The organism is Streptomyces sp. NPDC015032, from assembly GCF_043080425.1.
Taxonomy (GTDB): domain Bacteria; phylum Actinomycetota; class Actinomycetes; order Streptomycetales; family Streptomycetaceae; genus Streptomyces.
In genome coordinates this window covers 43,728-55,970 of sequence record NZ_JBIBVN010000020.1, presented here as the reverse complement: position 1 = coordinate 55,970, position 12,243 = coordinate 43,728, and the positions used below count along the sequence as shown (strand labels likewise).

10 protein-coding genes are annotated in these 12,243 nt (G+C 69.7%); 8 read left to right on the top strand and 2 right to left on the bottom strand.

The features are described 5' to 3' along the window. Positions 1 to 55: 55 nt before the first annotated feature. On the top strand, positions 56 to 1,438 hold the full coding sequence (locus ACF08M_RS25420) for a replication-associated recombination protein A (protein WP_392187581.1): 1,383 nt from the start codon (positions 56 to 58) through the stop codon (positions 1,436 to 1,438). An 85-nt stretch (positions 1,439 to 1,523) separates the two neighbouring features. On the opposite strand, the gene ACF08M_RS25415 is transcribed toward ACF08M_RS25420, so the two are convergent. Further along, the gene (locus ACF08M_RS25415) at positions 1,524 to 2,225 is read right to left on the bottom strand and encodes a DUF2470 domain-containing protein (RefSeq protein WP_392187580.1); all 702 of its coding nucleotides are present in this window, start codon (positions 2,223 to 2,225) and stop codon (positions 1,524 to 1,526) included. A 188-nt stretch (positions 2,226 to 2,413) separates the two neighbouring features. Here ACF08M_RS25415 and rpsD point away from each other — a divergent pair, with 188 nt between their 5' ends. Then, positions 2,414 to 3,028 carry a 30S ribosomal protein S4 gene (rpsD, locus tag ACF08M_RS25410; protein WP_356480410.1) on the top strand — a complete coding sequence of 205 codons (615 nt, stop codon included), beginning with the start codon at positions 2,414 to 2,416 and terminating at the stop codon, positions 3,026 to 3,028. A gap of 17 nt (positions 3,029 to 3,045) precedes the next feature. Here rpsD and ACF08M_RS25405 read toward each other — a convergent pair whose 3' ends face one another. After that, the gene (locus tag ACF08M_RS25405; RefSeq protein WP_392187579.1) at positions 3,046 to 5,250 is read right to left on the bottom strand and encodes an ATP-binding protein; all 2,205 of its coding nucleotides are present in this window, start codon (positions 5,248 to 5,250) and stop codon (positions 3,046 to 3,048) included. Between the two features lie 218 nt (positions 5,251 to 5,468). On the opposite strand from ACF08M_RS25405, the gene ACF08M_RS25400 reads away from it, so the two are divergent. The 6 genes from ACF08M_RS25400 to ACF08M_RS25375 all read left to right on the top strand — a co-directional run bounded on the left by ACF08M_RS25400 (position 5,469) and on the right by ACF08M_RS25375 (position 12,121). Then, positions 5,469 to 5,912 (top strand): DUF948 domain-containing protein, encoded by a 444-nt coding sequence (locus ACF08M_RS25400; protein WP_392187648.1) that lies wholly within the window; start codon positions 5,469 to 5,471, stop codon positions 5,910 to 5,912. Positions 5,913 to 5,919: 7 nt separating this feature from the next. Then, on the top strand, positions 5,920 to 6,282 hold the full coding sequence (locus ACF08M_RS25395) for a DUF6167 family protein (protein WP_392187578.1): 363 nt from the start codon (positions 5,920 to 5,922) through the stop codon (positions 6,280 to 6,282). Further along, positions 6,282 to 8,951, top strand: a complete 2,670-nt coding sequence (gene alaS / locus ACF08M_RS25390) for an alanine--tRNA ligase (RefSeq protein WP_392187577.1) — start codon at positions 6,282 to 6,284, stop codon at positions 8,949 to 8,951. Before ACF08M_RS25395 ends, alaS begins: the two co-directional genes overlap by 1 nt. An 8-nt stretch (positions 8,952 to 8,959) precedes the next feature. After that, the gene (ruvX, locus tag ACF08M_RS25385) at positions 8,960 to 9,433 is read left to right on the top strand and encodes a Holliday junction resolvase RuvX (protein ID WP_392187647.1); all 474 of its coding nucleotides are present in this window, start codon (positions 8,960 to 8,962) and stop codon (positions 9,431 to 9,433) included. Positions 9,434 to 9,528: 95 nt separating this feature from the next. Then, a complete protein-coding gene (gene mltG / locus ACF08M_RS25380; RefSeq protein WP_392187576.1) occupies positions 9,529 to 11,298 on the top strand; it encodes an endolytic transglycosylase MltG in 1,770 nt (589 codons plus the stop codon). Next, positions 11,285 to 12,121 carry a shikimate dehydrogenase gene (locus ACF08M_RS25375; protein WP_392187575.1) on the top strand — a complete coding sequence of 279 codons (837 nt, stop codon included), beginning with the start codon at positions 11,285 to 11,287 and terminating at the stop codon, positions 12,119 to 12,121. The genes mltG and ACF08M_RS25375 overlap by 14 nt, the downstream gene beginning before the upstream one ends. The last annotated feature ends 122 nt before the right edge of the window (positions 12,122 to 12,243 follow it).

The following is a 12,243-nucleotide window of genomic DNA, read 5'->3' as shown; positions in this document are numbered from 1 at the left end:
CTGCCGGGAGACCGGCCCGGCAGGGCTGTCGGTGCCGTGGCATAGGCTTCGAAACGTGGAGCCCGACCTCTTTACCGCAGCCGCCGAAGACCGCCAGGAGAAGGACCCGTCCAGCAGCCCACTGGCTGTCCGGATGCGGCCTCGCACTCTCGACGAGGTCGTCGGCCAGCAGCATCTGCTCAAGCCGGGCTCGCCGCTGCGTCGCCTCGTCGGCGAGGGGAACGGCGGGCCCGCGGGGCCCTCGTCCGTGATCCTCTGGGGCCCGCCCGGTATCGGGAAGACGACTCTGGCGTACGTGGTCAGCAAGGCCACCAACAAGCGCTTCGTCGAGCTCTCCGCGATCACCGCGGGCGTCAAGGAAGTGCGGGCCGTCATCGAGGGCGCCCGCCGCGCCACCGGCGGGTACGGCAAGGAGACCGTCCTCTTCCTCGACGAGATCCACCGCTTCTCCAAGGCGCAGCAGGACTCCCTGCTTCCGGCCGTGGAGAACCGATGGGTGACCCTGATCGCGGCGACCACCGAGAATCCGTACTTCTCGATCATCTCGCCGCTGCTGTCGCGCTCGCTGCTGCTCACGCTGGAGTCGCTCACCGACGACGATCTGCGCGGTCTGCTCCGTCGGGCGCTGGCCGACGCGCGGGGGCTCGGCGGCGCGGTGGCGCTGCCGGAGGACGCCGAGGCGCATCTGCTGCGCATCGCGGGCGGGGACGCCCGCCGGGCGCTGACCGCACTGGAGGCCGCGGCCGGTGCGGCGCTGTCCAAGCAGGAGACGGAGATCAGCCTCCAGACCCTGGAGGAAACCGTCGACCGCGCGGCCGTCAAGTACGACCGCGACGGCGACCAGCACTACGACGTGGCGAGCGCACTCATCAAGTCGATCCGCGGCTCCGATGTCGATGCCGCGCTGCACTACCTCGCCCGGATGATCGAGGCGGGGGAGGACCCCCGGTTCATCGCCCGGCGGCTGATGATCTCGGCCAGCGAGGACATCGGTCTCGCCGATCCCACGGCGCTGCCCACCGCCGTCGCGGCCGCCCAGGCGGTCGCCATGATCGGTTTTCCGGAGGCGGCGCTCACCCTGAGCCACGCCACGATCGCCCTGGCCCTCGCTCCCAAGTCCAACGCGGCGACGCTGGCGATCTTCGCCGCCCAGGAGGACGTCCGGAAGGGGCTCGCGGGCCCCGTCCCGGCCCATCTGCGGGACGGCCACTACAAGGGCGCCGCCAAGTTGGGCCACGCACAGGGCTATGTGTATCCGCACGACGTCCCCGGTGGCATCGCCGCCCAGCAGTACGCCCCGGACGCGGTCCGCGACAAGCACTACTACCAGCCCACGCGCTACGGCGCGGAGGCGCGTTACGCGGATGTGGTGGAGCGGGTCCGCGAGCGCCTCGGCCGCGCGGGCTCCGATGGCGCCGCGAGCCCGTCCGCGGAGTGAGGATCACGTACGGCGCCCCAGGGCGCAGGGCCTGAGGGAGCGCGCCGGGGTGGTCCCGCCGTCCCAGAGGTCACCCGGCAGGCTCTCAGCCCGCCGCTGCCTCGAAGAGCGTGTGCAGGGCGTGGCGGAGTCCGCCGATGTCGCGCACCGGCTCGGGAAACTCGAAGCGCGCGTCGAAGCAGCGCCCCCGGTCCTCGCAGAGGCGCACGCGCAGCCCGTACCGGTCCAGCGCGAGCGGTACGACGGAGGGCCGGTGGGCCGCGCAGCGGCGGGCCGAGAGCTCGCCCAGCAGTCCGCACAGCGTGCCCAGCCGGTCGCCGTGCGCCGCGTGCAGATGCTGGAGCAGTTCCGCCTCGTGTCCGACGAGCGGGTCGGGCAGCGCGTCCCGGAACTCGTCCGGTTCGATCTCCTCGGCGCCCCACAGATCGTCCACGTACGCCTCGCCCGTCTCCAGCCGGAGCGTCATCCGGCCGGGCCCCGACACGCCGGGTACGGTGGTGAGCCGGCCGGAGATCCGGGCGCGGCCGCGTACCCGGTGCGGCACGGAGACCGGAGCGACGTCCGTGATCTCCAGCACAGCGGTCAGCTCGTCGCCCACGGCGTGCGTCGCGGCCCGTACAGCCGGGGAATCCGCGGGGAGTTCGAGGAACAGATCCCCGTCGGGCCCGACGTTCCTCGCCGACGGCATCAGCTGATGCGGTTCGGCCGCGTTCAGCCCGGGCACGAGCAGTACCGCCGAACAGGTACTCTGTACGAGAGTTCGTGTGCGCTCGGCTGCTGACGGCATCCGAGTGGTTTCAAGCCCGCCGGGACGCGGCTGACCACGATCTGATCGGTCCTCCGTCGTATCGGCACCCCGAGGGGTGTCGACGCTGTCAGTGCTGTCCGTGACGTGTGTGGTGTTCCCCGGGCGAGACATGCGATCTCCTCAAGTAAGGTAAGCCTAACCTAACCTACGATGGAGGTCTGGAGAACGTGCCTAACCAGTCGCGTCCCAAGGTCAAGAAGAGCCGCGCGCTCGGCATCGCGCTGACGCCGAAGGCCGTCAAGTACTTCGAGGCCCGCCCCTACCCGCCGGGCGAGCACGGCCGTGGCCGCAAGCAGAACTCGGACTACAAGGTCCGTCTGCTGGAGAAGCAGCGTCTGCGTGCCCAGTACGACATCAGCGAGCGTCAGATGGCGCGTGCCTACGACCGCGCCAAGAAGGCCGAGGGCAAGACGGGCGAGGCGCTGGTCGTCGAGCTCGAGCGCCGTCTCGACGCTCTGGTTCTGCGTTCGGGCATCGCCCGCACCATCTACCAGGCCCGCCAGATGGTCGTGCACGGTCACATCGAGGTCGACGGCCGCAAGGTCGACAAGCCGTCGTTCCGCGTCCGTCCCGACAACGTCGTGATGGTCCGCGAGCGCAGCCGCGACAAGCACCCCTTCCAGGTGGCCCGCGAGGGTGGTTACGCCCCCGACGGCGAGACCCCGCGCTACCTGCAGGTGAACCTGAAGGCCCTGGCCTTCCGCCTTGACCGGGACCCGAACCGCAAGGAAATCCCCGTGATCTGTGACGAGCAGCTCGTCGTCGAGTACTACGCCCGCTGATCCAGGCGTAGCCGCTCTCACCAGCGCTCCGGCCCGCCCCTCCCCGTCGTACGGGAGGTGGCGGGCCTCTGCGTTTTCCCGGAGTCCGGCAGTGATCCGGAGAAACGTTCCGGCGCTTGCAGTCGGCCCGTGGGTCCGCCCGTCAGCGCCCTGGCCACCGCCGCGTCCAGATCCAGCTGTCCGCCCGCACGCAGCCCGGATTCGTAGGGGTCGTCGCCCAGCTCCCGGCGGGCCAGCTGCTCGCACCGGGCCCGGGGCTGCCCGTAGTACGCCGAACCGAACAGCGGCAGCCCCACCGACGGCCAGATCCGGTCGGCGGCCCCCTGCAGCACCGCCGCCTCCACCGCGTCCCCCTCGACCATCGTGACCAGTGCCATCAGCTCCAGGGCGAGGACCGAGCCGAGCAGGTCGTGGAAGGCGTGGCCGATCGCCAGGGACTCCACGAGCAGCTCCCGGGCGTGGTCAGGCCGGTCCTGTTGCAGCGCCGCGAAGGCCAGTACGTACAGCGCGTACGAGAGGGCCCACCGCTCCCCGTGGTCCTCGCAGATCTCCCTGACCTCCTCGCAGATCGCGGCGGCGCTCTCCAGGTCCCCGTGGAACCCGACCGCCATCGCCAGCTCGATCTGGGCCATCAGCACATTGCTGTTCAGCTCGCCGAGCTCCCGGTAGCGGCCGAGCGCGTCGGCGAGCAACTCCTGCGCCCTGACCATGTCGTCCGTGACGAGCGCCAGACACCCCATCCGGTGCACCGCGTATGCGAGCGCCGTGGAGTCGTCGGTCCGGTCGGCCTCGTCGCGGCACTCCTGCAGCGCGGAGATCGCGCCGACCGGGTCGCCCTGCAGTACGGCGACATGGCCCAGCACCCACAGCGCCTTGAGCCGTGAGGAGTCGTACGGTGTCTCCTCCTCCAGCACGTGGTCCAACCAGTGCCGGCCCTCCGAGAGACGTCCGCAGCCCACCCAGAGGAACCAGAGGGTGCCCGCGAGATACTGCGCGAGATGGGCCTCGTCCGGGCTCTCCAGCGAATATTCCATCGCCCGCCGCAGATTCGGCAGCTCGCTCCCGGCCCGGGCGGCCACCTCGCCCTGCCGCGGGCTGAACCAGTCGAGCTCGCACCAGGTGGCCAGACCCAGGAACCAGTCCCGGTGGCGGCGTCGCAGCCGGTCCGTGTCGCCGGTGGCAGCCAGCCACTCGGCTCCGTACTCCCGCACCGTGTCCAGCATCCGGTAGCGGGTGCCGTCCGCCGAGTCCTCGCGCACGACGACGGACTGCGTCAGCAGTCCGCAGAGCACATCGAGGAGCGACTCGGCCGGCAGATCGGTGCTGCTGCAGACGTACTCGACGGCTTCCAGATCGAACTGCCCGGCGAACACCGACAGCCGCGCCCAGAGCAGCCGCTGCTCCGGAGCGCAGAGTTCGTGGCTCCAGCCGATGGCGGTGCGGAGGGTCTGGTGGCGTGCCAGGGCGCTGCGGCTGGAGCCGGTCAGCAGCCGGAAGCGGTCGTCCAGGCGTTGCAGCACCTGCTCGGTGGAGAGGGCGCGCAGCCGTCCGGCGGCCAGTTCGAGCGCGAGCGGGATCCCGTCCAGCCGACGGCACAGCTCCCGCGCGGTCACGCGATTGCGGTCGGTCAGCCGGAACCCCGGCCGTACCGCGGCGGCCCGCTCCGCGAAGAGCAGCACCGCGTCCTCCTCCGTCATCGGCGCGAGCGGGAAGGTGAGCTCGCCGTCCAGCTCCAGGGGCAGCCGCCCGGCGGCCAGCACCCGCAGCCGCGGGGCCCGGCACAGCAGTTCGCGCACGAGCGCGGCGCAGGCGTCCACGAGATGCTCGAAGCCGTCTATCACCAGGAGGAGTTGGCGCCCGGCAAGGTGTTCGACGAGCGTCGCGCGGGGCGGTCTGCTGGTGTGATCGGTCAGCCCGAGAGCGTCGACCAGTGCGTGTTCCAGCAGCTCGGGATCGTGCACGGCGGACAGCTCCACCATGCGGACACCGTCGCAGTACCGTTTCTCCAGGAGCGCCGCGATCCTGGTGACGCAGCGGGTTTTGCCCACCCCGCCCACCCCGAGCACGGTGACGAGTCTCGACTCGCTCAGCTGTCGTCCGAGGTCGGCCAGTTCGTTCTCCCGGCCGATGAATCTGTTGAGTTCCGCCGGGAGATTGCCGGGGGCGGCTGTGGGGGTTCCCGGACCGTGGGGGGAAGGGAAGAAGCGCTGGGGGCGTCGCATGAAACACGCAGAGTACTGGTATGGATGCTCTCCGTACAATCGCCTTATGGCAACTCCGGTCCTTCCCGCCGGTAATGCGGTACGGGGTGCGACCACCGGCGCGATAGGCTCGGGAGACGACGACTGGCTGTTGTGGCAGCGGTCGCCGGACCGAGCAGAGACAGACAGTACAGAGACAGCAACAAGCTAGAGAGCGGTGCACTGTGTCCGGTGGAGAGGTGGCCGGGATCCTGGTGGCCGTCTTCTGGGCGATCCTGGTTTCGTTCCTCGCCGTCGTACTGGTGAGGCTGGCCCAGACGCTCAGGGCGACCACCAAGCTCGTGGCGGATGTGACCGAGCAGGCGGTCCCGCTGCTTGCCGACGCCTCCGCCACCGTGCGCTCCGCGCAGACCCAGCTCGACAAGGTCGACGCGATCGCCACGGACGTCCAGGAAGTCACTTCCAACGCCTCCGCGCTCTCCACCACCGTCGCCTCGACCTTCGGCGGGCCGCTCGTCAAGGTGGCCGCGTTCGGTTACGGGGTGCGCCAGGCCATCGGCCGCAAGGCCGGCCCGGAACCGGAACCTGCTCGAGCCGGTCGTACGGTGATCGTCGGCCGTACCGTGCCGTCCGCGCGCGGCAGGAAGCGCAACGGCAGAAACTCCCGCGGATCGAAGGACTGACGCAGCGATGTTCCGCCGTACGTTCTGGTTCACCGCCGGCGCCGCCGCCGGTGTCTGGGCCACCACGAAGGTCAACCGCAAGCTCAAGGAGCTGACCCCCGAAAGCCTCGCGGCGCAGGCCGCGGACAAGGCGATCGAGACCGGCCACAAACTCAAGGACTTCGCTCTGGACGTCCGTGAGTCCATGGCCCGGCGCGAGGCCGAACTGGGCGAGGCGCTGGGCCTGGAGGCGCCGGTCGGCACCGAGCTCCCCGTGCGCCGCCACTTCGCCGTCGAGGCGGCCGAGCCCGTCGGGCCCGACCGGTCCCTCGAAGCCCCCCGCTACCGCAAGCTTCCCTACAACTCGTACAACCGGAATGAGGACCACTGATGGAGTCGGCTGAAATTCGTCGCCGCTGGCTGAGCTTCTTCGAGGAGCGCGGTCACACCGTCGTCCCTTCGGCGTCGCTCATCGCGGACGACCCGACTCTGCTGCTCGTCCCGGCGGGCATGGTTCCCTTCAAGCCGTACTTCCTCGGCGAGGTCAAGCCGCCCGCCCCGCGCGTCACCAGCGTGCAGAAGTGCGTCCGGACGCCGGACATCGAGGAGGTCGGCAAGACCACCCGGCACGGCACGTTCTTCCAGATGTGCGGCAACTTCTCCTTCGGTGACTACTTCAAGGAAGGCGCCATCAGCTACGCCTGGGAGGCTCTGACGAGCTCCGTGGCGGACGGCGGCTTCGGTCTCGACCCCGAGCGGCTCTGGATCACGGTCTATCTGGACGACGACGAGGCCGAGCAGATCTGGCGGGACAAGATCGGCGTACCGGCCGAGCGCATCCAGCGTCTGGGCAAGAAGGACAACTTCTGGTCCATGGGCGTCCCCGGCCCCTGCGGTCCTTGCTCCGAGATCAACTACGACCGCGGCCCCGAGTTCGGTGTCGAGGGCGGCCCGGCCGTCAACGACGAGCGCTACGTGGAGATCTGGAACCTCGTCTTCATGCAGTACGAGCGGGGCGCCGGTGACGGCAAGGAGGACTTCCCGATCCTCGGTGACCTGCCGTCGAAGAACATCGACACGGGTCTCGGCCTGGAACGCCTCGCCATGATCCTTCAGGGCGTACAGAACATGTACGAGACGGACACCCTGCGCGTCGTCATGGACAGGGCCACCGAGCTGACCGGCGTCCGGTACGGCGCCGAGCACGGTTCGGACGTCTCGCTCCGCGTGGTCGCCGACCACATCCGTACCTCCGTGATGCTCATCGGCGACGGCGTCACCCCCGGCAACGAGGGCCGCGGCTACGTGCTGCGCCGCATCATGCGCCGCGCCATCCGCAACATGCGGCTGCTGGGCGCCACGGGCCCGGTCGTCAAGGACCTGGCCGACGTCGTGATCGACACGATGGGACAGCAGTACCCGGAGCTGATCACCGACCGCAAGCGCATCGAGACCGTCGCCCTCGCCGAAGAGGCCGCCTTCCTCAAGGCGCTCAAGGGCGGCACCAACATCCTCGACACCGCCGTCACCGAGACCAAGGCCGCCGGCGGCAGGGTCCTCGCCGGCGACAAGGCATTCCTGCTCCACGACACCTGGGGCTTCCCGATCGACCTCACCCTGGAGATGGCCGCCGAACAGGGCCTCTCGGTGGACGAGGACGGCTTCCGCCGTCTGATGAAGGAGCAGCGGGAGCGGGCCAAGGCCGACGCCAAGGCCAAGAAGACCGGCCACGCCGACCTGTCCGCCTACCGCGAGGTCGCCGACCACTCCGGCATCACCGAGTTCACCGGTTACTCCGCCACCGAGGGCGAGTCGACCATCGTCGGCCTGCTCGTCGACGGCGTCCCCTCGCCCGCCGCCACCGAGGGCGACGAGGTCGAAGTCGTCCTGGACCGCACCCCGTTCTACGCCGAGGGCGGCGGCCAGCTCGCCGACCAGGGCCGCATCCGGCTCGACAGCGGAGCCGTCATCCAGGTCCGCGACGTCCAGCAGCCCGTCCCCGGCGTCTCCGTCCACAAGGGTTCGGTGCAGGTCGGCGAGGTGACCGTCGGCGCCTCCGGCTACGCCGCCATCGACACCACCCGCCGCCGCGCCATCGCCCGTGCCCACAGCGCCACGCACCTCACGCACCAGGCGCTGCGCGACGCACTGGGCCCGACGGCCGCCCAGGCCGGTTCGGAGAACTCGCCGGGCCGTTTCCGCTTCGACTTCGGCTCGCCCGCGGCCGTGCCCGGCACGGTCCTCACCGACGTCGAGCAGAAGATCAACGAGGTTCTCGCCCGCGAACTCGACGTGCAGGCGGAGGTCATGCCGATCGCCGAGGCCAAGAAGCAGGGTGCCATCGCCGAGTTCGGCGAGAAGTACGGGGAGCGGGTCCGGGTCGTCACCATCGGTGACTTCTCCAAGGAGCTCTGCGGCGGTACGCACGTCCACAACACCGCCCAGCTGGGCCTGGTGAAGCTGCTCGGCGAATCGTCCATCGGTTCCGGCGTGCGCCGTATCGAGGCCCTCGTCGGCGTCGACGCGTACAACTTCCTCGCGCGGGAGCACACGGTCGTCGCCCAGCTCCAGGAACTGGTCAAGGGCCGTCCCGAGGAGCTCCCGGAGAAGATCGCCGGAATGCTCGGCAAGCTGAAGGACGCCGAGAAGGAGATCGAGAAGTTCCGCGCGGAGAAGGTCCTCCAGGCCGCCGCCGGACTGGCCGAGTCCGCCAAGGACGTACGGGGCGTCGCCCTGGTCACCGGCCAGGTCCCCGACGGCACGTCGGCCGACGACCTGCGCAAGCTCGTCCTCGATGTCCGCGGACGCATCCAGGGCGGCCGTCCGGCCGTCGTGGCCCTGTTCACCACCGCCAACGGCCGGCCGCTGACCGTGATCGCCACCAACGAGTCCGCCCGTGAGCGCGGACTCAAGGCCGGCGACCTGGTCCGTACGGCCGCCAAGACCCTCGGCGGCGGTGGCGGCGGCAAGCCGGACGTCGCCCAGGGAGGCGGCCAGAACCCCGAGGCCATCGGCGCCGCGGTGGCCGCTGTCGAACGTCTCGTCACCGAGACGGCGTGACGGCGGGGATGACGCGGATGCGCCGCGGCCGTCGACTCGCGATCGACGTCGGGGACGCCCGGATCGGGGTCGCCTCGTGCGACCCCGACGGGATCCTCGCCACGCCGGTGGAGACCGTTCCGGGACGCGATGTCCCGGCAGCCCACCGGCGGCTGGGACAGATCGTCGAGGAGTACGAGCCGATCGAGATCATCATCGGTCTGCCGCGCTCCCTCGGCGGAGGCGAGGGCCCCGCGGCCGCCAAGGTCCGGGGCTTCGCCCAGGAGTTCGCCCGTTCGGTGTCGCCCATCCCGGTACGGCTCGTGGACGAGAGGATGACCACAGTAACGGCCGGCCAAGGGCTGCGCGCTTCGGGCGTGAAGTCCAAGAAAGGCCGTTCCGTCATCGATCAGGCTGCCGCTGTGGTGATCCTTCAGAACGCTCTGGAGTCTGAACGGGCGTCGGGCAAAGCTCCGGGCGAAGGCGTCGAAGTGGCTCTCTGATCGCGATACGGTAACGTTCCGCGCGATGCGGCGGGGTTCGAACAAACACCGCACAGCAAAGAGACGGAATGTCGTCTCGCGGCTCTAGGGGATCGATGACTGAGTATGGCCGGGGCCCCGGCTCCGAACCGTGGCATCCCGGGGACCCCCTGTACGGGGACCAGGGATGGGAAGGGCAGCAGCCCAACCACGGTCAGAACCAGTACGGCGGCGGCCAGCAGCCCCACGCCCAGGATCCCTACGCTCAGCAGCCGCAGCCCCAGGCCCCGTACGTGCAGCAGCCGCAGCCCCAGTACGCACAGCAGCCGCAGTCGCCGGATCCGTACGCGCAGCAGCACTCCTACCAGCAGCAGCCCCCGTACGGACCCCCGCTGGACCCGTATGCGCAGCAGCAGCCCCAGCAGCCCCAGCAGCCCCAGCAGCCCCAGCAGCCCCAGTACAACAACGGCGGCTGGGACACCGGGCAGCAGTCCGCCGCGATGCCCTACGACGCCCAGCAGGCCGACCCGTACGGCGGCCGGCAGGTCGGCTACGGCGAGACGCACGACTACTACGGCACGCCGGAGGCCTACCCGCCGCCGCAGCCCCCGGGCCGCCGGGAGGCCGCTCCCGAGCCGGCCCCCGCGCAGAGCCCCGACTGGGACCCGGAGGTCCAGCCGGAGGAGACCCACCCCTTTTTCACGGGCACGGACGACGGGGGCGACAAGGGCGACGAGTACGACGACGACCCGGGTGAATCGCGCAGTGGTGGTCGCGGTGGCAACGAGCGCCGGGGCAAGGGCAAGAAGAAGGGCCGCAGCGGCGTTGCCTGCCTGGTCGTAGCGGTGGTCCTGGTCGGGGGCCTCGGGGGAGTGGGCTACCTCGGATACTCGTACTGGCAGGACAAGTTCGGCGCGGCGCCCGACTACACCGGAACGGGCACGGGTCAGGTCGAGGTCGAGATCCAGAAGGGCGCCCTCGGCTACGACATCGGCAACATCCTGAAGCAGAAGGGTGTCGTCAAGAGCGTCGACGCGTTCGTGGCCGCGCAGAACGAGAACCCCAAGGGCAAGGCGATCCAGGCAGGCGTCTATCTGCTCCACGAGAAGATGTCCGCGGCCGAGGCCGTGAAGATGATGGTCGACCCGAACAGCCAGAATCTTCTGGTGATTCCCGAGGGTTACCGCAATGTCGACATCTACGAGATGGTCGACAAGAAACTGGGCCTCAAGAAGGGAACGACCAAGGGCATCGCCAAGTCCGATGCCTCCGACCTCGGTCTGCCCGACTGGGCGAGCAAGAACAAGGACATCAAGGACCCGCTGGAAGGCTTCCTCTACCCGGCGGCGTATCCGGTGGCCAAGGGCATGGAGCCGGAGGCCGTCCTCAAGAAGATGGTCTCGCGGGCCAACGACGAGTACGGCAAGGTCGACCTCGAAGGAACGGCCAAGAAGTACCATCTGGACGGCCCATGGCAGGTGGTCACTGTCGCGAGCCTGGTCCAGGCGGAGGGCCTCACGCACGACGACTTCCGCAAGATGGCTGAAGTCGCGTACAACCGCTTGAAGCAGGACAACACGGTCACGAACCGTAAGCTTCAATTCGACTCCGCGTTCAATTACCTCAAGAATCAGAGCAAGATCAAGATCGGTTCCCAAGAGATCGTGACCAATCCGGATCCCTACAACACCTATTATCATGCGGGCCTTCCGCCGGGTCCGATCGGTAATCCGGGTGACGAGGCCCTGCGTGCGACGCTCAATCCCACCAGTGACGGGTGGATGTTCTTCATCTCGCTCGACGGCAAGAAGACCGAGTTCACCAAGACGGCCGCCGACCACGAAAAGCTCAACAAGAAATTCAAGGAACAACATGGCCTCGGCTGACCGGCGCCACCGGGCAGCCGTCCTCGGCTCGCCCATCGCCCATTCGCTCTCCCCGGTTTTGCACCGGGCCGCGTACGCCGAACTGGGCCTCACCCACTGGACGTACGACCGGTTCGAGGTCGACGAGGCGGGCCTGGCCGCCTTCATGGCGGGGCTCGACGCCACCTGGGCCGGGCTCTCGCTGACCATGCCGCTCAAGCGCGCGGTCATCCCGCTGCTCGATTCCGTCAGCGAGACCGCGGCTTCCGTGGAGGCCGTCAACACGGTCGTCCTCACGGAGGGCGGACGACGCATCGGCGACAACACCGATATCCCCGGCATGATCGCCGCGCTGCGCGAACGGGGTGTGGAGAAGACCGAGTCCGCCGCCGTGCTCGGTGCCGGAGCGACCGCCTCCTCGGCGCTTGCCGCGCTGTCCGAGATCTGTACGGGACCGGTCACGGCGTACGTCCGCAGCCGGGAACGGGGCCAGGAGATGCGCGGCTGGGGCGAACGCCTCGACGTCGACGTACGGATCTCCGACTGGGCGGAGGCCGAGCAGGCGCTGCGCGCCCCGCTGGTCGTCGCCACCACACCGGCCGGTGCCACGGACGCGCTGGCCGGCGCCGTACCCGACCGGCCGGGCACGCTCTTCGATGTGCTGTACGAGCCCTGGCCGACCGGACTGGCCGCCGCCTGGACGGCTCGCAACGGCACAGTCATCGGAGGTCTCGACCTTCTGGTGCATCAAGCCGTTCTTCAGGTCGAGCAGATGACGGGCCGCTCGCCGGCGCCGCTCGCGGCCATGCGGCGGGCCGGGGGAGCGGCACTCGCCGCCCGCTGACCCCTCCCGCCCGGTGAACGGGAGGCGTCCGTCTGCTGGACCGGCGGCCGGTTCACGCCCCCGGTCGTGGGAGGATCGAAAGCGGCGGGCCAGGGCCGCGCACCCGGTCGCGCCGTCGCAGT

Excerpts from the sequence above, each read along its gene's own strand:
- ACF08M_RS25415 (WP_392187580.1), bottom strand. The coding sequence starts at position 2,225 with ATGCCGTCAGCAGCCGAGCGCACACGAACTCTCGTACAGAGTACCTGT.
- ACF08M_RS25375 (WP_392187575.1), top strand. The coding sequence starts at position 11,285 with ATGGCCTCGGCTGACCGGCGCCACCGGGCAGCCGTCCTCGGCTCGCCC.
- alaS (WP_392187577.1), top strand. The coding sequence starts at position 6,282 with ATGGAGTCGGCTGAAATTCGTCGCCGCTGGCTGAGCTTCTTCGAGGAG.
- ACF08M_RS25405 (WP_392187579.1), bottom strand. The coding sequence starts at position 5,250 with ATGCGACGCCCCCAGCGCTTCTTCCCTTCCCCCCACGGTCCGGGAACC.
- ACF08M_RS25395 (WP_392187578.1), top strand. The coding sequence starts at position 5,920 with ATGTTCCGCCGTACGTTCTGGTTCACCGCCGGCGCCGCCGCCGGTGTC.
- mltG (WP_392187576.1), top strand. The coding sequence starts at position 9,529 with ATGACTGAGTATGGCCGGGGCCCCGGCTCCGAACCGTGGCATCCCGGG.
- ruvX (WP_392187647.1), top strand. The coding sequence starts at position 8,960 with ATGACGCGGATGCGCCGCGGCCGTCGACTCGCGATCGACGTCGGGGAC.